This window comes from Acinetobacter geminorum (assembly GCF_013009345.1).
In the GTDB taxonomy this organism is placed as follows: domain Bacteria; phylum Pseudomonadota; class Gammaproteobacteria; order Pseudomonadales; family Moraxellaceae; genus Acinetobacter; species Acinetobacter geminorum.
Map to the genome: position 1 here is coordinate 84,206 of NZ_JABELE010000014.1, position 20,951 is coordinate 105,156.

The 20,951-nt window shown below is 38.2% G+C and carries 19 protein-coding genes; 10 read left to right on the forward strand and 9 right to left on the reverse strand.

What is annotated here, in order from left to right:
* Positions 1–95 precede the first annotated feature (95 nt).
* Positions 96–1,430 carry a glucarate dehydratase gene (gudD, locus tag HJG58_RS14150; RefSeq protein ID WP_170249392.1) on the reverse strand — a complete coding sequence of 445 codons (1,335 nt, stop codon included), beginning with the start codon at positions 1,428–1,430 and terminating at the stop codon, positions 96–98.
* A 284-nt stretch (positions 1,431–1,714) separates the two neighbouring features.
* Here gudD and HJG58_RS14155 point away from each other — a divergent pair, with 284 nt between their 5' ends.
* The 3 genes from HJG58_RS14155 (at position 1,715) to HJG58_RS14165 (ending at position 5,712) form a co-directional block, all read left to right on the forward strand.
* Positions 1,715–3,073, forward strand: a complete 1,359-nt coding sequence (locus HJG58_RS14155) for an MFS transporter (protein WP_047480210.1) — start codon at positions 1,715–1,717, stop codon at positions 3,071–3,073.
* A gap of 70 nt (positions 3,074–3,143) precedes the next feature.
* Positions 3,144–4,691, forward strand: coding sequence for a galactarate dehydratase (garD, locus tag HJG58_RS14160; RefSeq protein WP_170249394.1), 1,548 nt, complete (start codon positions 3,144–3,146; stop codon positions 4,689–4,691).
* Between the two features lie 124 nt (positions 4,692–4,815).
* The gene (locus HJG58_RS14165) at positions 4,816–5,712 is read left to right on the forward strand and encodes a DMT family transporter (protein ID WP_170249396.1); all 897 of its coding nucleotides are present in this window, start codon (positions 4,816–4,818) and stop codon (positions 5,710–5,712) included.
* A gap of 15 nt (positions 5,713–5,727) precedes the next feature.
* Here HJG58_RS14165 and HJG58_RS14170 read toward each other — a convergent pair whose 3' ends face one another.
* Positions 5,728–6,798, reverse strand: a complete 1,071-nt coding sequence (locus HJG58_RS14170) for an AraC family transcriptional regulator (RefSeq protein WP_170249398.1) — start codon at positions 6,796–6,798, stop codon at positions 5,728–5,730.
* Positions 6,799–6,927: 129 nt separating this feature from the next.
* Here HJG58_RS14170 and HJG58_RS14175 point away from each other — a divergent pair, with 129 nt between their 5' ends.
* Positions 6,928–8,388: a coniferyl aldehyde dehydrogenase gene (locus HJG58_RS14175; protein WP_170249400.1), complete on the forward strand. Its 1,461-nt coding sequence runs from the start codon at positions 6,928–6,930 to the stop codon at positions 8,386–8,388.
* Between the two features lie 34 nt (positions 8,389–8,422).
* Here HJG58_RS14175 and HJG58_RS14180 read toward each other — a convergent pair whose 3' ends face one another.
* From HJG58_RS14180 to HJG58_RS14210, 7 genes are all read right to left on the reverse strand, one after another.
* Entirely contained in the window at positions 8,423–8,977 is a 555-nt protein-coding gene (locus HJG58_RS14180) for an SMI1/KNR4 family protein (RefSeq protein ID WP_170249402.1), read from the reverse strand.
* A gap of 71 nt (positions 8,978–9,048) precedes the next feature.
* Positions 9,049–9,381, reverse strand: coding sequence for a hypothetical protein (locus tag HJG58_RS14185; protein ID WP_032004080.1), 333 nt, complete (start codon positions 9,379–9,381; stop codon positions 9,049–9,051).
* Positions 9,382–9,415: 34 nt separating this feature from the next.
* On the reverse strand, positions 9,416–9,868 hold the full coding sequence (locus HJG58_RS14190) for a DUF4265 domain-containing protein (protein ID WP_014206140.1): 453 nt from the start codon (positions 9,866–9,868) through the stop codon (positions 9,416–9,418).
* A gap of 75 nt (positions 9,869–9,943) precedes the next feature.
* Positions 9,944–10,270, reverse strand: coding sequence for a hypothetical protein (locus HJG58_RS14195; protein WP_081403625.1), 327 nt, complete (start codon positions 10,268–10,270; stop codon positions 9,944–9,946).
* 300 nt (positions 10,271–10,570) lie between these two features.
* Positions 10,571–12,034, reverse strand: a complete 1,464-nt coding sequence (locus HJG58_RS14200) for an amino acid permease (RefSeq protein ID WP_205668396.1) — start codon at positions 12,032–12,034, stop codon at positions 10,571–10,573.
* 399 nt (positions 12,035–12,433) lie between these two features.
* Entirely contained in the window at positions 12,434–13,528 is a 1,095-nt protein-coding gene (gene astA / locus HJG58_RS14205) for an arginine N-succinyltransferase (RefSeq protein ID WP_170249404.1), read from the reverse strand.
* Entirely contained in the window at positions 13,525–14,760 is a 1,236-nt protein-coding gene (locus tag HJG58_RS14210) for an aspartate aminotransferase family protein (protein WP_170249406.1), read from the reverse strand. Before HJG58_RS14210 ends, astA begins: the two co-directional genes overlap by 4 nt.
* Positions 14,761–14,895: 135 nt before the next feature.
* Between HJG58_RS14210 and HJG58_RS14215 the strand changes: the two genes are divergently transcribed.
* The 6 genes from HJG58_RS14215 (at position 14,896) to HJG58_RS14240 (ending at position 20,942) form a co-directional block, all read left to right on the forward strand.
* A complete protein-coding gene (locus HJG58_RS14215; RefSeq protein ID WP_002001056.1) occupies positions 14,896–15,318 on the forward strand; it encodes an Lrp/AsnC family transcriptional regulator in 423 nt (140 codons plus the stop codon).
* Positions 15,319–15,646: 328 nt separating this feature from the next.
* Positions 15,647–17,077: a gamma-aminobutyraldehyde dehydrogenase gene (locus tag HJG58_RS14220; RefSeq protein WP_170249408.1), complete on the forward strand. Its 1,431-nt coding sequence runs from the start codon at positions 15,647–15,649 to the stop codon at positions 17,075–17,077.
* A 28-nt stretch (positions 17,078–17,105) separates the two neighbouring features.
* Positions 17,106–17,876, forward strand: a complete 771-nt coding sequence (locus HJG58_RS14225; RefSeq protein WP_170249410.1) for a nuclear transport factor 2 family protein — start codon at positions 17,106–17,108, stop codon at positions 17,874–17,876.
* A gap of 55 nt (positions 17,877–17,931) precedes the next feature.
* Positions 17,932–18,651 carry a FadR/GntR family transcriptional regulator gene (locus HJG58_RS14230; protein ID WP_046813644.1) on the forward strand — a complete coding sequence of 240 codons (720 nt, stop codon included), beginning with the start codon at positions 17,932–17,934 and terminating at the stop codon, positions 18,649–18,651.
* Between the two features lie 65 nt (positions 18,652–18,716).
* A complete protein-coding gene (locus HJG58_RS14235; RefSeq protein WP_130118685.1) occupies positions 18,717–19,424 on the forward strand; it encodes a cache domain-containing protein in 708 nt (235 codons plus the stop codon).
* Between the two features lie 186 nt (positions 19,425–19,610).
* Positions 19,611–20,942 (forward strand): APC family permease, encoded by a 1,332-nt coding sequence (locus tag HJG58_RS14240; protein WP_167563946.1) that lies wholly within the window; start codon positions 19,611–19,613, stop codon positions 20,940–20,942.
* Positions 20,943–20,951 lie beyond the last annotated feature (9 nt).

Here is a 20,951-nt window from a genome sequence, read left to right on the forward strand (position 1 = left end):
CTTTTTTCTTTTTAAAATTAATTTTTTTATAGCAATAAAAAAGCTGCCCCAAAGGACAGCTATCAATTCAATATTTAAATACAAATCGAGTCAGATTAACGAACCAAACATGGCTTTTTATTATTAAAAGTCCAATTAGGAATTAGAAATTGCATCGCATCCGCATCATTACGAGCTCCTAAACCTTTTAATTTATAAAGTTCATGGGCTTGGTTAATTCGGTCCCAGTCCAGCTCAACACCAAGTCCCGGTGCTGTTGGTACCTGAATTTTACCGTCTTTAATTTCAAGCGGTGCTTTAGTCAGTTGATCTGTACCTTCTTGCCAAATCCAGTGCGTATCAATTGCCGTTACCTTACCTACTGCAGCCGCTGCAACATGAGTAAACATGGCAAGGGAAATATCAAAGTGATTATTTGAATGCGATCCCCACGTTAAGTTATACATTTTACATAACTGAGAAACACGCACCGAACCTTCCAACGTCCAGAAATGCGGGTCAGCTAAAGGAATATCAACAGCTTGCAATTGAATACTATGCGACATTTCCCGCCAGTCAGTAGCAACCATATTCGTGGCGGTCGGTAACCCCGTTGCTCGCTTAAACTCAGCCATAATTTCACGGCTTGAATAACCTTGTTCTGCACCGCACGGGTCTTCTGCATAGGCCAACACGCCTTTAAGATGTTTACCCAAAGCAATTGCTTCATCTAAAAACCATGCTCCGTTTGGGTCAAGCGTCACACGTGCTTCTGGAAAACGGCGCGCGATAGCTGTAACAGCTTCGGCTTCTTGTTCGCCCTGTAATACACCACCTTTTAATTTAAAGTCTTTAAAACCATAACGGTCATAAGAAGCTTCTGCTAAACGCTGCACAGCCTCAGGTGTTAACGCTTTTTCATGACGGACTTTATACCAATCATGGTTATGTTGAGGTGTAGTCGCATAGTCTAATGAAGTCTGTTTGCGGTCACCAATAAAGAATAAATACCCTAATACTTCAACTTCACTGCGTTGTTGCCCTTCACCAAGTAAACTTGCAACATTTACATTTAAATGCTTACCAAGTAAATCAAGCAATGCTGACTCATAGGCTGTTACAACGTGAATGGTTGTACGTAAATCAAAGGTTTGATTACCTCGGCCACTACTGTCACGATCAGCAAAAGTTTGCTGAATTTTTTTAAGTAGATTTTTATATTCGCCAATTGGTTGCCCTTCTACCAAGGCTTTAGCATCATTTAATGTCGCTAAAATTTTCTCTCCGCCTGGAATTTCACCTACACCAATATTTCCAGAGTTATCTTCGATAATGAGTATGTTACGAGTGAAATAAGGTCCATGAGCACCACTCAAATTGAGCAGCATGCTGTCATGTCCAGCAACAGGAATTGCTCGAATTGATTTAACGATAGGTGTAGAGGTCGCCATTAAAATACTCCTTGGCATTCTGATACTATTTTTTCATTACCAAAACTTATAAGACATCAGACAACTTGTCAATATAAATCCATGTGAAAATTATTTTTCGAGCCTACTTGTCAAAATAATATTTTTAATCATATGATGTCATACATCTAAAGGCGCGGTTTTAGAACTAGGACTATAGAGTAGATACAAAATTCCGTTTTCTCATCTATTCTATCGATGAATTTGACATGACGTCACCTATTTCACGGATATGCAAATAGGTCGATTATTAAAAGAGTTTGTATATGGATAATCTGCAAACAAATATTGCTGTAGTGACTCAGCAAAGAGCCAAACATACAAAAACTCGCTACTACATTCTTGCGATGATTTTTTTGGTCACGGCTTTTAATTACGGTGATCGTGCAACCCTTTCAATGGCTGCAACGCCAATGTCTCATGAGCTGGGAATCGATTCAGTCACCATGGGTTATATTTTCTCGGCCTTTGCATGGGCCTATGTGATTGGTCAAATTCCAGGTGGTTGGCTACTCGATAAGTTTGGTGCTCGCCGTGTATATTTCTGGAGTCTGTTTTTGTGGTCTTTGTTCACTGTTTTAATCGGTTTTACCGACATTTTAGGTGATACTGCGACCATTATTACTTCACTCTTTATACTCAGATTTTTAGTCGGTTTGTCTGAGTCACCTGCTTTTCCGGGTAACAGTAAAATTGCTGCTGCATGGTTTCCAACCAAAGAACGTGGTACTGCAGCTGCCATTTTCAACTCATCCTCTTACTTCTCGACCGTACTTTTCGCTCCCCTCATGGGCTGGCTTGTTGCAACCGTCCATTGGCAGTCTATTTTCTGGGTCATGGGTGGTTTAGGAATCATTCTTTCCTTTATCTGGCTCAAGGTCATTTATAGCCCGACGAATCATCCAACAGTAAATCCTGAAGAGGTCAAATACATTGCTTCAGAAGGTGCTTTACTGGATATGGGCGAAAACAGCCAAAACGCTAAAAAAGAGAAAATTACTTGGAGTAAAGTTAAACAACTTCTTGCTTCACGTATGATGCTCGGTATTTTTATTGGCCAATATTGTGTAAATACACTGACCTATTTTTTCTTGACTTGGTTCCCTGTTTACCTTGTCAAAGAAAGACATCTCAGCATTTTAGAAGCGGGTTTTGCGGCGGTTGCACCAGCACTCTGTGGCTTTGTAGGCGGAATTTTAGGTGGCTTAATTTCAGATAAGTTAATTCGAATGAATTACAGCTTAAGCTTTTCAAGAAAGCTACCTATCGTAGTCGGCTTCTTGGTTTCAACCTCAATCATTATGTGTAATTACGTCGATTCTCAAGCAGCAATCGTATTCTTTATGTCCTTATCATTCTTCGGTAAAGGAATCGGCTCTTTAGGCTGGGCAGTGATGTCTGACGTTGCACCAAAAGAAATGGTTGGTTTATCAGGTGGAATGATGAATGCATTTGGTAATACGGCAGGAATCGTGACCCCAATTGTGATCGGCTATATCTTGGCAAGTACAGGCTCTTTCAACCTTGCATTAACTTATGTTGGTGTACATGCCATCGCAGCTGTCATTTGCTATACGGTTATTGTCGGCAAAATTCAGCGCTTCGAATTAAAACCTACCTCTTAGAACTTTAAGTCATAACGCTTAACTAACTTAAGCGTTATGACCTCTCTTCAAATGTATACAAGGAACGATCATGCTGAAGCCTCTCCTCATAAAAATTAGTCCTCTTGATAATGTAGCCATTGTAGTGAATGACGGCGGTTTACCACCTTCTACACCTATTGAGGAATACCAACTTATTTTGGTTGATCATGTGCCACAGGGACATAAAGTTTTATTAGAGTCATTAAAGCAAGGTGAAGCAATTGTTCGTTATGGGGAGATTATTGGCTATGCCAATAAAGATTTACCCGCGGGTTCATGGGTAAATGAAGCCGTTACCCAAATGCCTGAGGCACCTGAGCTAGATGATCTTGAGTTAGCAACTCGTCCTGATCCAAACCTTCCAGCCTTGAGCGGATATACATTTAAAGGTTATAAAAATAAGGATGGTAGCGTCGGCACAAAGAATATTTTAGGTATTACGACCAGTGTTAACTGTGTAGAGGGTATTGTCGATTATGTCGTTAAAATTATTGAGCGCGATTTACTTCCTAAATATCCAAATGTAGATGGAGTAGTTGGATTAAACCATTTATATGGTTGTGGTGTAGCAATTGATGCACCCGCTGCAATTGTTCCTATTCGTACCATACATAACCTTGCACTCAACCCTAATTTTGGTGGAGAAATTATGGTTATAAGTCTGGGCTGCGAAAAAATGCAACCCGAACGACTTTTAAATATTCCCAAAGAAAACAAATATATTCCCCTAGCAAACGAAGATATTATTCAGTTGCAAGATGAACGCCACAACGGTTTTGAAAGTATGGTGAACCATATTTTAACCGTGGCAGAACAACACCTTGAAAAGCTTAATCAACGTACTCGAGAAAAAGTTCCAGCTTCTAATTTAGTTGTAGGCATGCAATGTGGTGGGAGTGATGCATTTTCGGGAGTCACCTCTAACCCTGCCGTTGGTTTCGCAGCTGACCTAATTGTGCAATGTGGCGGCACCGTCATGTTTTCGGAAGTTACAGAAGTCCGCGATGGCATTCACCTACTTACTCCACGCGCAGTAAATGAACAAGTTGCCAAAGATCTAATTCGAGAAATGAAATGGTACGATGACTACTTAGCAGCAGGCCAAGTAGACCGAAGTGCCAATACCACACCGGGTAATAAAAAAGGTGGACTAAATAACATTGTAGAAAAAGCGATGGGATCGATCGCCAAATCGGGCCGCTCACCGATTGTAGAAGTTCTCGCACCGGGTCAAAGACCGACTAAAAAAGGATTAATTTTTGCAGCAACGCCATCAAGTGACTTTATCTGTGGTACGCAGCAAATGGCATCTGGAATTACGGTCCAAGTCTTTACCACAGGCCGCGGTACACCTTATGGGCTGGCAGCTGTGCCGGTTATTAAAATGGCAAGCCGAAACAATATTGCAAACCGTTGGTATGACCTGATTGATATCAGTGCCGGCGATATAGCTATTGGGAAGAAAACCATTGAAGACGTGGGCTGGGAACTTTTTGAACTGATTTTACAAGTGGCTAGTGGTGAGCAGCAAACGTGGTCGGACCGTTGGGGTATTCATAACTCACTCGCTGTATTTAACCCAGCACCCGTGACCTAATAAGGTTTATAAGATGAGGTTATATCACCTCATCTTTCTTATTTCCCATATTAATTACGACACATTTCACTAAAACATAACAGCGCTGCTAAAATAACATCGAAAACCAAAAACTCATTTCTCTATGCAAAATCAGACTGCTTCAAATCTCCCCTCAACTCAACTTGGAAAAGCACTGCTTTGTCTTATGACATCAGCATTATTATTTTCCATTATGGGAGTGTGCATTCGTTTTGCTTCAGAAACGGTAGACAATGCGACCGTCGTATTTTTTAGAAATGCTGTAGGTTTATTTATTTTTATTCCGATGCTCTTTAAACAGGGGCTAGATTTTATTAAAACCGATAAACTCTGGATGCATACGTGGCGAAGTATTGTCGGCCTAGCCGCCATGTATGGTTTTTTCTATGCCATTGCGAACTTAAAACTATCGAACGCCATGGTTTTTAGTTATTCATCTCCTATCTTTATTCCACTGATTGCATGGCTTTTCTTAAAAGAAAAAATTACCAAATCGATTATTTTTGCCGCTGTGATTGGGCTCATTGGGGTTTTATTTGTCGCTAAACCCGATCAAGGTCTATTTAACGCACTATCATTTATTGGCTTGGGTGCATGCTTTTTATCAGCAATGGCCTTTGTCACCGTAAGGGCTTTAACCAGTACAGAGCCGCCTGAACGTATCGTTTTTTACTTCTGTGTTTTTGGTAGTTTAATTTCCTCTATTCCAATGTTCTGGCATTGGCGTATTTTCACTTGGCATGAACTAGCACTCCTCATTGCCGCAGGACTTTTAGCTAATATTAGTCAACTGTTTATGTCTTATGCCTACAGCTTAGCACCGGCAGGACAAATTGGCCCAATGAATTACATTGCTATTATTTTTGCAGGAATTTGGGGATTTGTTTTTTGGCATGAATTACCGGATCTATTCAGCATTATCGGCATATTTATTATTTTATTTGCGATTTTGCTCTGTAATCCATTTTTGCAGAAAAAGTTACTTTCTCGATTTAAGTAGCAGACAACGCTGATTCTAATTTAGGTACTGTATTCGATACTCATTTGGTGAAATGCCTGTCCAATGACGGTAGGCTTTTCTAAAATTAGAGGTGTCTGAAAAGCCGATTCTCTCAGCAATTTCATCTACGGTTAAAGTTGTTCCTCGCAAATATTCATCCGCAAGACGACGCCGAGTTTCATCTAATAACTCTTGATAAGTCAGACTAAAACCTGCCAAGCGCCGATGTAAAGTCCGTTTTGAAATATGTAAGCGTTCAGCCATTTCTTGAGCCGATGGAAAAAGCCCCGTTCCATCCAATAATATTAAACGAATCGTTTTCACCAGCTCAGGCTCTTCAAGTTCAGCAGCACCCAACATCCGCTCACAAAACGACTTACACATGTCCGCAGTAATCGGGTTGGCATTTGGGCAAGGCACATCGAGCCATTTTAAATCAAAGTGCCATTGCATCACCCCAGCATTAAACTGAACAGGACAATGAAAAACTTTTTCATATTCTTCTGCATAGTCAGGCGCTGGATAGGGCAACAAAAGCTTCTTCGCTTGGAACGGCCCTTCAAGCACCCGTTCAATCAAGGTTTGCATTGAGCTAAACCAAAACTCGCACACTAAAGGCAGAAGCTTACCAAGAGCAATAATATCCTGCCCTTCAAAAACGGCAACATCATCTCGAATATAAAAAGACTTCTTTAAAATAGGCCCTGCAAGCTTAATGTGTCGAATGCCAAGCTCGACTGCTTGTCTAAAATTACGTGAGGAATATAACGCATAGCCATATACCCCAAAATCAGACAACCGCTGCTTTTGCCCTGCGCGTAGTCCGATCAAGGGATCATGAGATAGCTTTTGAATATTTTGAAATAGCTGAATTTTTTGGACTTGGGAAATATATAAAGAGGATTGATTCATCGCATCTGGTGAAATATTTGTGCCAGATAGAACATTTGATATTGAATGGTCTTGCGAACCCATTTCATCAAATAAACTGGTCAAACCTAGCAAATATGTATTGGCACCTAAGGATGTATTATCATAATTTCCTTCGATAACCGCATTTGTATTTTTATAAACATTATTAGGCATTTAATTCACACCATCCCTAGAGTGACATGCATAATGGCACTAAACTACCTCTTGTTGTCTCAATTTAACATCGACCATACAACGCTTCAAGCATAAAGTATGATAAGCAAAAGTATGGAAGGAATAATAATGGAACAGTCTACCTTAAAAGAATATAGCGGCTCTGCCACTGAACATATGGAACTTATTTTTTCCAAACAACGTGCCAATTTTGAGGCAGATCCTTACCCAAGCCTTGAAGCACGCCGCACCAAACTGCATCAACTCAAAAAACAAATTATCCGTTATCAAGATGCTTTAGCTGCTGCGATTAATTCCGATTTTAGTTCTAGATCATTTGATGAATCTAAACTACTAGATTTGCTTGGCTCTGTGTTGGAAGCCGATCATGCCATTCATTATTTACGCCGCTGGATGCGTCCAAGTAAACGGCGTACCGAGCTTTTATTTTTATCAAACCGTTTAAGTGTGCAATACCAACCGAAAGGTGTGGTTGGTGTGATTGTGCCTTGGAATTTCCCGGTTTATTTAGCACTTGGCCCCCTCATTGCCGCCTTAGCTGCAGGCAACCGAGTCATGATTAAGCTGCCTGAAATTACACCGAATACTAATGCCATGCTTCGACGCATGCTTGCCGAAGTTTTTAATGAAGATGAAGTGGCCGTGTTTGGTGAAGAAATTACAGACCCAGCAAGATTTACCTCTTTGCCATTTAACCATATTGTATTTACAGGTTCTCCTACCATTGGCAAAGTCGTCATGCGAGCTGCTGCTGAAAATCTAACACCTGTTACACTTGAGTTAGGTGGCAAATCACCGGCCATTGTGAGCCGTAATTATCCACTTGCCGATGCAGCAAAACGTATTACCCATGGCAAAGCAACTAATAGTGGTCAAATCTGTGTAGCGCCTGACTATGCGTTGGTTCCAAAAGAAAGTATTGATGAGTTTGTGGATGCAGCGAAATCAAGCTTTATAAAAATGTTTGGTCAAAACATCACAAACAATGAGAATTACACATCGATTGTAAATGACCGTCATTTAAAACGTATTCAAGATATTTTGACCGATGCACAAGAAAAAGGTGCACGTATTGTTCCTTGTGACACTTACAGCTTTGACCAACAAGGTCGCAGGATGCCTGTACAGATTGTGCTGAATTGCACGCCAGATATGCGCATTATGAAAGAAGAACTCTTTGGCCCTATTTTACCTGTGGTGGCTTATGATTCTTTAGATGATGCGATTACCTATGTGAAATCGGACGAAAGACCTTTAGCACTTTATTGCTTTACGCATAATTCAGTAGAACGTGATCGTATTTTACGTGAAACTCATTCGGGTGGTGTGACCATTAATGACTGGGGCTGGCATGTAGTCAACCACGATGCTCCTTTCGGTGGTATCGGAAACTCAGGCATGGGGTCATATCATGGCGAAGAAGGTTTTCGTGAACTTTCTCATGCAAAAACTGTATTTATTCGTCATCGGTTTTTCCCGACTCAGCTTTTCCACCCTCCTTATGGAACATTCCTACAAAAGTTAGCGATTCGCTTTTTCTTAAAAAAAGGCGATCCCAATATTAAATAAAGAGTATAGAAAAAGCCTCGTTATGAGGCTTTTTCTATAACAAACGACCTGTAATAGATCTATTAATTTGTTCTTCTGTTAAATCAAAATCTATAAATCGATTTCTTTTAGTTTTTTCAAAAACATAATTTTTTAGATAATCAAATAAGGTCATATTAGTTTTTTCCCAAATTGCAGATTCAGCACTATCAAGGAACCATACATAATTATCCTGCTCAGAAGTAAATAAATAATACAGATAGGTTTCATATTCACAGGATAGAAAAAATATTTTTTTGCCTACAGGATTTAATTTTCCCTGATTATCAAACATATAATCATCTTCTTGAATATTTTTTTGATAGTTGATAAAAAAATATTTTTCACATCTATAATCATACATGTAGAACTCATCACTCAATAATAAGCCCCCTGAACATTTTCCTATTTGAAGTAAAAAATCTCTAAATTGTCCATGTATATCAAGATTAAGATTTTTAGCAATTAGCTCTACTTCTTGCTCTGTATAACCTTGTACTTTTTCAGGATAAAAAGGAAGTTGTGTTCCCTCAACACGGCAGGCAGATAATTCTTTAACAAAATCAGTCATTATTTTCTCAATAAATTAATTTATATAGACTAAATAAATTCCCAAATACAAAGTTTATTATTTTATAAAAATTACTCTTCCAACAATTCAAAGTTAAAAAATTTAAAGAGAATTCTATCATCTTCTAATTGATTTAAGTTGTATTTAACACCATCCCATCCATCTAAATTTTTCTCAATATACATTCTACAAAACTGAGTAAACCTATTACCAACATCATTCAGATAAAGATTAGTAATATTAAAGAATCTAATTTTTATTTTTTCACTATATATATCTGATAAATCTTTGGCTAAAACCATATCTAAATTATAGGCTCCATCAAAGTCATCAAAATACATATTTATAGAATGCACATTATCATATCCAACAAATTTTCTATTTAAATTATCAACATCACTCATGACTAATTCCCCCTCTCTTTTATTTACTAATATTTTAAAACAAGCATAAATCACTTGAGTGCTTATCTGACAAGCATGATTCCTCATAATCAAAAAAAATCTTCTTATCATCTAAATATTTTTTAATTAGATTATAATCAACCTTTTTGGGTATATTAATTGCATAATAGTATCTACCTTCAAAGCCTTCCCAACTACATAAATAAGACTCCAAAGTAGTTAATATTTTTTCAATACATTTAATATCGTTATTAAAAAATACAATTCTTAATGTTGAATTATTAGATGGTTTTATTAAATCATCAAAATAGAGCTTTTCATTTTCTATTTCAACCTGAATAAGATCATCAAATGCAAGATTAGGTGCAAAGAAAGGAATACTTCTAACAAAGTACTGATCAGTCTTGTACATCTCTCCCCATATTAACTCTTTTGATAGTTCATTATTTTTATCTAAATAGTCTATTACAATTTTTTGCTTATCCACTATACTTCCTTTTATTCAAGAATCTTTTGTTTGAATGATATAAATTTTCAAATATCTATTTTTCTCATTATATTTCTAATCATAATATCCTTCTATGAATATTATAATTGCTTCAACTGGTAAAAATGGTTCTTCTTCATAATTCGGCTCATAAAAGCCTATCCCAAATTTAAATGAAGTTAGACCATCCCCATCAATAGCAATATCTTTATCTAATGAAGCCATTAGTTTATAAGCTTCTGATGCAGAAAGATTAAATATTTCTATACCTTTAAAAAGAATTTGAGCAGGCTCATAAAACTCCAATGCTATAACTTTATCAGTACTATCATAGTGTACATTCACACCAGTTTTATCATAACGATCAATAGTAGGTTCTGAATAAGAGGTTTCCCAAGACACTCTAGGCTCATACTCAGACATTAGTTTTCTTACTTCTTCTCTTCTTATGCCAAACTTAATTAAACCGGCTCCAACGTATGGGGTTATCTCAAACATTATTTTCTCATTTTTTAACGAATTAGTAATTAAACAACTGATCTATATATAACTATATATTATACAATTTTTACCATATCTCATTTCAAATTTTATTTGTATACCTCTTATCTTTTTAAGTTGAACTTCTTTCAATTAGCTCCTTATTGTAAAAATAAAAAAGCTAGACACACGCCTAGCTTTAAAAAAATTACATCTTCTAGCTTAAATATAATCAACCTTTTGTGCTTTTAAAATATCAAGCTGCAACATCTTTTTCTTTTTATATTTATACGCAATAAATAAACCAATAAACCAGATTGGTGAGCACTCAAGTGCAATTAAAGTATCATGGTCCAAAGCCAAAATTACGATAGTAAACACTAAAAATAACATGGTCATCCAAGCCATAAATAATCCACCCGGCATTTTATATTTTGACTGGGCATGTAATTCAGGGCTTTTCTTACGATAATAAATATATGAAAGCACTATCAACATAAACGTAAAAATACATAAAATTGAAGTGAGCGCTGAAATAATCGTAAATGCAGTCATAACATTAGGCACAATAAATAAAATAGATGTTCCAACCGTTACGCACGCCATTGAAAATATAAGTCCGCGAATTGGAACTTTTCTTTTTGACAGCTTACTAAAGCTTTTAGGGGCATCGTTGTCTAAAGCCAAACCGTATAACATACGGCTGGTCGCAAAGATTCCACTGTTTGCAGAAGATAAAGCTGAAGTCGCAACAACAAAGTTGATTAAACCTGCCGCAATTGGTAACCCGACCAAAGTAAACATTTCCACAAATGGGCTCTTTTCTGGTGAAACTTTTGCCCAAGATGTGACTGCAATAATACAAACCAACGCGCCCACATAGAATAATAAAATACGTAAAGGAATAGAGTTAATCGCTTTTGGAAGTGAAGTATGCGGATCTTTAGTTTCAGCAGCAGTCGTACCGACAAGCTCAATACCCACAAATGCAAATATGGCAATTTGAAAACCTGCCAAGAAACCTGTTACCCCATAAGGAAACATTGATTCTGTTTCAAACAAATGGCTCATTGAAGCCTTAACACCATTTGGTGAAGTAAACCCGGTCCCAATTAAATAAATACCAGCCAGAATAAATAGAATAATTGCAGTAATTTTGATGAGTGAGAACCAAAACTCAAGTTCACCAAAAAGCCGAACGGCCACAAAGTTGAGTATGGTTAAGATGGCCAATGATGTAAATGCCGGAATCCAAACGGGTAAATCGGGATACCAAAACTGCATGTACCCTCCGATCACGATTACATCGGCAATCGCAGTAATAATCCAGTTACACCAATAGGACCAACCAAGGAAAAACCCCGCCCACGGACCAAGATAAGCTGTTGCAAAATCGGCGAAGGTTTTAAAATTCGTGTTGGCAAGCAACAATTCACCCATTGCCCGCATCACGAAGAAAAAGAAGAAACCAATAATTAAATAGGTTAAAACAATTGAAGTACCCGAAACACTTAATGTTTTCCCGGAACCCATAAATAATCCAGTACCAATTGCACCACCGATTGCGATCATCTGAATATGACGATTTGTCAGTGAGCGCTGCAATTTCTCTTCTTCTTGCTCAGTCATATGTTGACTACCAAGAAGATCTCCTTCCAGGAACTGCTTTCCGTTATTCTTACTCATGTAATATTTACTCCAATTTATAGCAACCGTCGTAAATGCTTTAATAATAAATAAATTATATGATTATTAATTTAGTCCATTAAACCATTCTAAAGATATTATTAAATCACTTAAGACCTTATAAATTCCTTTTAAAAAGCTATCACCTATAACAATAAAAATTATTCATCATTCCTTTCCTTCGTTATTATATTAGCCCGCTCTTCTCAATATATTTTCAATAAATATTTAAAATATATAAGTTAATTAAATATTTTATTGATTTACCTTTTATATAGAAAAACAGGCTAATTAATTCCAGCTCAGCGAGCAAGATTGTATTTATCCATATACCCATCTTGCGCTAGCGATAATATATTATTCCTTCTTAAATTTGGTGAAATGTGTAGTAATTTCCGCTTAATTAACAGCCATTCGAAAATGTTCAGTCGCTTTGAGTTTATTGACCACTTCTGGATTCGAAATTTGTTTAACTTGAACACTTAGCACCCGAACTAAAGAGCCATTTTCAACATTCAATTGGTTTGCCTGCTCTTTTGTTAACTGCAATATATTTTGGTGCGGTTTGCTATACACAAGAATGGCGCGATAATTTTCATAGTCATCATTGGCTACAATGTAAGCTTCATCACCTACAGCGATATTTTCAGGTTGTTCAATTTGTACCGCTACAGTCTGACTTTCTTTAATTGCCCGTAAATTTTCGATATCTGCTTGTAGCGTCGCACCGCCATCAAAAATATCGACATAGCCTTTGTAGCGTAGTCCCTCTTCAAGCAAGAGGTTGTAGGCTGGTCGAGTATTTGGGTGAACAATGCCAATCGCAGCTTTCGCATCATCAGGCAACATATCGACATAGAGTGGATGTCTCGGCATCAGCTCAGCAATAAAAGCCTTTTGCCCAACTCCACTTAAATAATCGGCCTTGGTAAATTCAATATTAAAAAACTTATGACCTACCGCATTCCAAAATGGTGACTGTCCATTTGCATCAGAGTATCCACGCATTTCAGCAACAATCGTTTCTTCAAAATATTGACGGAATGCTGAGAGAAATAAGAAACGGACTTTAGATAAAAATTTGCCATTTTTATTTAAGCGATAGTCAGGATCTAAAAATAAAGTACAAAGCTCACTACAGTTGGTATGGTCATTACTCAAATATAAAGTAGGTAAAGCGTTATAAACACTTAAGGGTTCAGATGCATGAACTTGGGTTCCTACATGAAAGTTATACCAAGGTTCTTTTAAACCAAGTGCAACTTCAATTCCGCAAACACCGACAACTTTGTTGAGTTCAGTATCTTCTAAAACAAATAAGTAAACTTGATCTGCTTTTGGAAGTTCACCTGCTACGGTTTTACAGGCCCGTTCAATACGTGCAGCCAACTTTTCCATATTTGGCTGCAAAGATGTCAAACCAAAACCTGCTTTTTGCGCCAACAGGTAAAGGTCATTAACATCTTTAGGTTCAATGTAACGAATAATCATCATGCTGCTTGTTCATCCTTTTGCATTTCTACAAAGCGAGCAAGCGCACGTTCAAAGCGTTTTAGACCTTCATCAATATCAGCAAATGGAATAATCAAAGACGGTGTAAAACGTACAACGTTTGGACCAGCAATCAAACTCAATAAACCTTCTTCACCCGCAAGATTATTAATATCTTTTGCTTTACCAGCGAATTCATCTTTTAATGCACAACCAATCAATAAGCCTTCACCGCGAATCGTTTTAAAGACTTCATATTTTTCATTTAATTGATTTAAAGCGTTTTTATAGTAGTCATGACGCTCTTTAACGCCATTCAGCACTTCAGGTGTATTAATAAACTCAAATACTGCTCCTGCAACCGCACTCGCTAACGGGTTACCACCATAAGTCGTACCATGTGTACCGACTGAAAAATGCGGAGCAAACTTATCGGTTGTTAGCATTGCTCCTACTGGGAAACCACCACCTAGTGCTTTTGCAGTCGTTAACACATCTGGAATAACACCAGAGTTCATGTAAGCATACAGTGCACCTGTACGGCCAACACCGGTTTGTACTTCATCAAAAATAAGTAAGGCACCAAACTCATCACACAGTGCACGTAAACCCTTTAAAAATTCGATGTCAGCAGGAATAACGCCGCCTTCACCTTGGATCGGCTCAACAATCACGGCACAAGTTTGCTCATTAATGACTGCTTTGGCAGCTTCTAAATCATTAAAGGCAACGTGATTAATGCCATTTGGAAGTGGTGCAAAGTCTTGTGAATATTTAGGTTGACCACCCGCTGAAACGGTAAATAAGGTACGGCCGTGGAAAGCATTGTTAAATGCAACGATATCGCTTTTACCAGCTACACCACTGTCTAGCCCAACTTTACGAGCTAGCTTGAGTGCAGCTTCGTTCGCTTCTGCACCTGAGTTACAGAAGAATACTTTATCTGCAAATGTATTTTCGGTGAGTTGTTTTGCAAGGCGTAGAACGGGTTCATTTGTATAACCGTTGCCTACATGCCAAAGTTTTGTTGCTTGTTCTGTTAAAGCATTCACTGCCACTGGATGTGCATGACCTAATGCGTTTACTGCAATCCCGCCTGCAAAATCGATATATTCTTTATTTTCTTGATCCCAAATACGTGAACCTTCGCCACGTACCGGAATGAAATTTGCCGGTGCAAAAACTGGAACCATCCACTCATTAAAGTCATCACGAGAAACTGCAAAATTATTCATTTTATCTAGTCCATTAAATTGAATTATTAGGCTTAACTGATGACCCTATTATTCAAAATCAAATTGATTCACAAAATTTGTAATTCAGTCAAAAATGAATTATTTTTTACCAATTTGATAATTGACAATTACAATATGGATAACATTGATCAAATTATTTTAGGTTTACTTAAAGATAACGCACGGATGTCTGTTACTGAATTAGCCGAAAAAGTTCACGTTTCAAGAGCAACTATTAAGAAGAGAATGGAGTATCTTGAGTCTTCGGGCATTATTACCGGATATACGGTTCGTTTTAAACCGAATGCTGAACGCAACGTCATCCGTGCATGGATGAGCATTATGGTCGAAGGCACTAAAGCACAGTCTGTGATTAAAGAATTACGCCTAGAAAGTGCCGTGGAATGTTTGCATAAAACCAATGGCAAATGGGACATTTTGGTTGAGCTACGCTCTGACACCTTAGAAAACTTCGATAAAGTTTTAGAAAGAATCAGGAATATTTCAGGTATTTATAACAGTGAAACTAGCATTCTGCTTGCGAGTCATAAAACCTAATCATTCACTTTAATTTCAAATCATAAGATCAAAAAATTGATGAGCTAAGTATGAATCTTGGCTCCTCAAGCTGCTCTCGATTAGCAAATTATTCAATTGTCTTTCATCAAATCTACTGAACTAGTACGACAATCAACCTCTCCTAAAAATCTTCAATAAATTTTTAATATTTTTTAAACAATCAAATCAAAAACTTAAAATCCAATTTGATTTAAATTCCAACTTTTTTCACTTACTCCCTTCATCAAAGCATTTGACAGAAAATTTAAAACATAATACATATAGTATTATATGTTATATGTTAAAACCTAAGGACAAGGTATAAAAAATGGCTAAAACTCAACTACAACACTTTATTAACGGCGAATATATTGCTAGCAAAGGAAATGATTATTTCGACTTGGTAAGCCCAGTGACCGGTGAAGTTTATGCGCAATCACCGAATGCAACCGAGGCAGAAGTTGATGCAGCTTATGCTGCTGCAAAAGAAGCATTTAAAATTTGGGGACGCAGTACACCTTCGACTCGTCAAAAAGCATTACTCAACTTGGCAGATGCTATTGAAGCAAATGCGGAGCGTTTAATTGAGGCTCAAAGTCGTAATACGGGTCAGTTAAAACACTTAATTGCATCGGAAGAAGTGGGTGCATCAGCAGATCAGGTTCGTTTCTTTGCAGGTGCTGCTCGCCTACTCAATGGCACTGCTTCAGGTGAATATTTAGAAGGTTTAACCTCTTCAATTCGCCGCGAACCAGTTGGTGTGGTTGGTCAAGTTACACCTTGGAACTATCCACTCATGATGGCTGTTTGGAAAATTGCTCCAGCTTTAGCCGCAGGCAACACAGTAGTGCTTAAACCAAGTGATACTACGCCTGAAAGTACGCTTTTACTGGCAGAAATTGCTGCACCATTTTTCCCTAAAGGTGCATTTAACGTGGTGTTAGGCCAAGCTCAGGTCGGTTCAAAAGTTGTATCACATAAAACCCCTGCACTTGTTTCGATTACAGGTTCAGTTCGCGCCGGATTACAAGTTGCTGCTTCTGCTGCGGCAAATTTAGCAAAAGCTCATCTTGAGCTTGGTGGTAAAGCACCTGTAGTGGTTTTTGAAGATGCCGACCTCGATAAAGCAGTTGAAATGATTGCATTAACGGGCTATTTCAACGCAGGCCAAGACTGTACTGCGGCAACACGTGTAATTGTGTCTGAAGCAGTTCATGATGAGTTTTTAGCTAAACTTGTTGAAGCTGCAAAAAATACCCGTTTTGGTGATCCAGATGATCAAGACGCACTTTATGGCCCACTTAACAATGCCAACCAATTGAAAAATGTTAAAGCCTTTATCGACAACTTACCTGCTCACGCTAAAGTTGAAACGGGCGGGAAACAGGCAGACCGTCCAGGCTTCTATTTTGAACCGACGGTTATTAGTGGCTTAAAACAACACGACGAAGCAATTCAAAATGAAATTTTTGGACCAGTGATTACCGTTCAAAAATTTACAGATGAAAATGATGCGATTGAAAAAGCCAACGATGTTGAATATGGCTTAGCTTCAAGTGTTTGGACCAAAGACCATGCCCGCGCAACTCGTCTGTCTCGTGAACTCGATTTCGGTACAGTTTGGATTAACACCCATATTCCTTTAACCGCAGAAATGCCACACGGCGGCTTCAAAAAGTCAGGTTATGGTAAAGATTTATCTGGCTACGGTTTTGAAGAATATACCCGCGTTAAACATGTAATGAGTTCAAATGAATAATAACAATGAGTTTTGAAAGGAAATCAAAATGAATAAACAAGAAATGAAAGACTTGGTGACTAAAGCCCATCACGAACTCTTTAATTTGCACGACACCACTGCTCTGGACCGTTATTTTTCTGAAGACTTTATAGAGCACTCACCACTCGTTGCAAATGGCATTTCAGGCCTTCGCCAATTGGTAGAAGACTGTCCTGACATGCAACATGAAGCTGTACGTGTATTGGCAGATGGTGACTTGGTTGCAATTCATGGCCGCTTTCAAGGATTAGATGAAAACCCGTTAGTTGGTTTTGATATTTACCGAGTGAAAGACGGCAAAATTGTGGAACATTGGGATGGACTGGTAGCAGAAGCAGCTCCGAATGTGAGTGGTAGAACACAATTAGATGGTCCAACAGAAATCGTCACTCATCATGATCCAGAGAAAAATCGTGAGATTGTGACCTCGTTCTTTAAGAAGTCATTAATTGATGGCAACTACGAAGCATTTAAAGAATACACTCACAACGATCAGTTCATTCAACATAGCCCAGATATTGGCGATGGTGTTAAGGAAGTGATTGATTTTTTGAACAATATCCGTAATGAAGGACAAGGTTTGGTATACTCCAAAACTCACCGCTCCATTGCTGATGGTCAATTTGTCTTGACACATTCCGAAGGAAGTATTGCTGGAAATCGACATGCCTATTTTGAATTATGGCGTGTAGATAATGGCAAAATTGTTGAACTTTGGGATGCAATACCAGCTGTGCCTGAAGATGAACAGGCAGTCCATCAATATGGCGTGTTTTAACCATTTATCCGTTTCATTAAGCTAAGTCTCGGACTTAGCTTTTAGAGAATTCGCCATGTCAGCATATACGATAATTTTTGCACCTATCGCTCAGGCAACTCGATCGGAACAAGTTGTAGAACGCTTGGAAAATGCAATTATCTCTGGATTGCTCAAAAGCAATGAACAGCTTCCTAACGAAGCGGATTTAGCTCGCTTAATGGGAGTGTCACCCATTACAGTTCGTGAAGCTTTAAATACTTTACGCGTAAAAGGTTTGATTGATACACGACGTGGGCGAAACGGCGGAAGCTTTGTTTGCGAGTTACCTTCCGATTTACTCTTAAACAAGCACCCTCTGCGTCAAGCTTCCAATGAATATCTAGCTGATTTAGGCGAGTTTCATAGTGCAATTTTAAGTCATGCTGCATATTTGGCAGCACAAAGAACCACTGAATATGAGCTGGGCAAAATCAAAGAACTTATCGATCAATTTGAACAGGCCGTTGAAGCAGACACTCGTGCCCAACTTGATTTACGTTGCTTGCTCACACTCACCTCTTTTGCTCAATCAGCTCGCTTGGCAAATCAAGAGTTAACTATACAAGCCGAATGGGCGCCGCTCATCGCAGTGCTTTATCAAGATGATCAATTTCATCAACTGGTCGTCGCTCAACACCACCAACTTTTATCATCTTTTGTTCAAGGCAATGAAGATGATGCTGTTATTCAAGCGCGAAAAATCATTTCGATGCTAACAGACCAAATGCTTCGATATAAGTTATCTATCGAATAAAAATAATAAAACAGAGCGCTTATCAAATATCGAGTGAGAAATACGGAATTTTAGGAGTTATAGGAATGACCCAACATTTAGATATAGAAGAGCTTCAAAATTTGTTAAAGACGGTGGTTGAAGAAACGACAGCCATTACAGAAAAGCTGGCAACTAAAGCGAGCAAAATTCTTTCAAAACATGAACCTGAAAAAACAAAAGACGTTAAGCTTTCAGGTTCAGAACGCACAGCTTTGCAAAAGGAAATTAAAAAGGCATTACAGGAAAGCCATTACAGTCAAGGTATTGGTTTTGCAAGTTATAGTCCTGCAACGCAAGAAGAACAGGATTATTGGACACTCGAATGGTGGTATAAAAAAGAAGATCAGTTACAGCAAGCCAAACTTGAAAACTATCAAAATGCTCAGCGATTTTTAGATTTTCGCTCTTTCGAATGGTTCCATAAGCCTGCTCAAAACAAAAGTCCGTGCATCCATGGACCCTATGTCGACTATATTTGCAATGGCGCATACACCATCACCCTTGCCCATCCGGTCATGATTCGTGATCAATTTATCGGTGTAATTGCTACCGATATTTTAGTTTCCGCACTCGAAAAACTTCTTATGCCGAAGCTCAAGAATATTAAGCAAAAAGCAATTGTGATTAACGACTCTTCTCGAGTGATTACTTCAAATGACATCACCATCAGAACAGGCACATTATTTAAAGACCAAAGCCATGAGCAGGTTCTCTCACGACCGTGTCAATCTTTTCAACTGGTCGTGATCTAGAGTGAAGCCGAAAATATAAATATCTGATCTTGCTTTAGGGCATCACTAAAGCGAAACAGCCCCTAGCTTTTGTTCAAAGTTTCTCCAAACAGACTTGTTTATTCAGGTCTAGGGGAAGTTTTGGCTCAAAAATAGCATCGCTTTTCCGGATGAAAAGCAAAACAACGAATTTGAGGTTGAAATGACATGGAAAATAAAACGTCTTCCTTAAAAAAACTGTCTCTTTGGCAAGTCACGATTATTGGTATTGCCTACATGACCCCTATGACGGTATTTGATACCTTCGGTATTGTTTCTGGAATTACCAATGGACACGTACCACTGGCATATTTGCTCGCACTTGGTGCCATGCTACTCACCGCTTGGAGCTATGCAAGATTTAGTCAAAATTCAGAAAAATCAGGTTCAGCATATAGCTATACTGCTGAAAGTTTAGGGCCTAAAAGTGGTTTTTTTGTCGGTTGGTGTTCACTACTCGACTATTTGTTATTACCCCTCATTAATGTTTTGCTAGCTGCGATTTATCTCACAGCCCTTATCCCAAGCCTGCCTTACTGGTTCTGGGTACTTGTATCAGCAAGCCTAGTCACTTTAGTGAATTGTTTCCGCATTCGATTACTCGCCAATTTAAGCCTGTTGTTTGTATTTGCCCCCATCATACTTATGGTCATTTTTGTTTATTTAGTGATTAAGGGTATTGGCTCGACTCAAGGTTATGAGCATGTGCTTACTTTGGCGCCACTCTGGCATGAGCACCAATCTTTACTCCCCCTCGTTGCGGGTGCCTCAGTTTTGTGCTTTTCATTTTTAGGTTTTGATGCGGTTACCACGCTTTCTAATGAAACCAAACAACCCACCAAAAATATTCCCCGCGCAGTCATGTTAACAACTCTTGCAGGCGGACTGATTTTCTTCACAGCAGCTTGGTTTATTCAACTTTATTTTCCAAACAATCTACGCTTTCAGCATCCATCTGAAGCGTTGCCTGAAATTGTGCTTTACGTGGGTGGTGCTTTTTTCCAATCTGTATTCTTATGCGGACAAATTATGAACACTGTCGCTTCTGGCCTTGCCTCTCATGCCAGTGCTTCACGTTTACTGTATATAATGGGTACCGATAATATTTTTCCTAAAAAGTATTTTGGGACAATTCATATCTCATTAGGTACACCATTTTTTTCGGTTTTGTTTGTTGGTCTTATTTCAATGTCTGCGGTTTTTCTAGATTTAGCCCAAGTCGTAAGCCTCATCAGCTTTGGTGCCCTAGTCGCTTTTACAGCCGTAAATTTCTCTGTTTTTATGAAGTTTTATATTAAAGATAAACAGCGCGCAGGTTTTAAAAACAAATTTCTAAACCTATTTTTACCGCTTATCTCTGTAATCAGCATTATTTGCCTCTGGGTTAATCTTGACTCATCTTCACTGATTTTTGGATGTTTCTGGTTAGCTTTGGGCATTCTCCTATTTATCTATAAAACGATTAAAAAACAAAGTATTGCTATCAGTAATGCTTATTAATTTTTAAGG

What these genes read in the sequence shown, in the direction of transcription:
- HJG58_RS14210 (WP_170249406.1), bottom strand. Translation starts at nt 14,760, where the DNA reads ATGAATAATTTTGCAGTTTCTCGTGATGACTTTAATGAGTGGATGGTT.
- HJG58_RS14185 (WP_032004080.1), bottom strand. Translation starts at nt 9,381, where the DNA reads ATGAGTGATGTTGATAATTTAAATAGAAAATTTGTTGGATATGATAAT.
- HJG58_RS14225 (WP_170249410.1), top strand. Translation starts at nt 17,106, where the DNA reads ATGAATAAACAAGAAATGAAAGACTTGGTGACTAAAGCCCATCACGAA.
- HJG58_RS14155 (WP_047480210.1), top strand. Translation starts at nt 1,715, where the DNA reads ATGGATAATCTGCAAACAAATATTGCTGTAGTGACTCAGCAAAGAGCC.
- garD (WP_170249394.1), top strand. Translation starts at nt 3,144, where the DNA reads ATGCTGAAGCCTCTCCTCATAAAAATTAGTCCTCTTGATAATGTAGCC.
- HJG58_RS14240 (WP_167563946.1), top strand. Translation starts at nt 19,611, where the DNA reads ATGGAAAATAAAACGTCTTCCTTAAAAAAACTGTCTCTTTGGCAAGTC.
- HJG58_RS14165 (WP_170249396.1), top strand. Translation starts at nt 4,816, where the DNA reads ATGCAAAATCAGACTGCTTCAAATCTCCCCTCAACTCAACTTGGAAAA.
- HJG58_RS14180 (WP_170249402.1), bottom strand. Translation starts at nt 8,977, where the DNA reads ATGACTGATTTTGTTAAAGAATTATCTGCCTGCCGTGTTGAGGGAACA.
- HJG58_RS14200 (WP_205668396.1), bottom strand. Translation starts at nt 12,034, where the DNA reads ATGAGTAAGAATAACGGAAAGCAGTTCCTGGAAGGAGATCTTCTTGGT.
- HJG58_RS14235 (WP_130118685.1), top strand. Translation starts at nt 18,717, where the DNA reads ATGACCCAACATTTAGATATAGAAGAGCTTCAAAATTTGTTAAAGACG.
- HJG58_RS14215 (WP_002001056.1), top strand. Translation starts at nt 14,896, where the DNA reads ATGGATAACATTGATCAAATTATTTTAGGTTTACTTAAAGATAACGCA.
- HJG58_RS14230 (WP_046813644.1), top strand. Translation starts at nt 17,932, where the DNA reads ATGTCAGCATATACGATAATTTTTGCACCTATCGCTCAGGCAACTCGA.
- HJG58_RS14220 (WP_170249408.1), top strand. Translation starts at nt 15,647, where the DNA reads ATGGCTAAAACTCAACTACAACACTTTATTAACGGCGAATATATTGCT.
- HJG58_RS14170 (WP_170249398.1), bottom strand. Translation starts at nt 6,798, where the DNA reads ATGCCTAATAATGTTTATAAAAATACAAATGCGGTTATCGAAGGAAAT.
- gudD (WP_170249392.1), bottom strand. Translation starts at nt 1,430, where the DNA reads ATGGCGACCTCTACACCTATCGTTAAATCAATTCGAGCAATTCCTGTT.
- HJG58_RS14175 (WP_170249400.1), top strand. Translation starts at nt 6,928, where the DNA reads ATGGAACAGTCTACCTTAAAAGAATATAGCGGCTCTGCCACTGAACAT.
- astA (WP_170249404.1), bottom strand. Translation starts at nt 13,528, where the DNA reads ATGATGATTATTCGTTACATTGAACCTAAAGATGTTAATGACCTTTAC.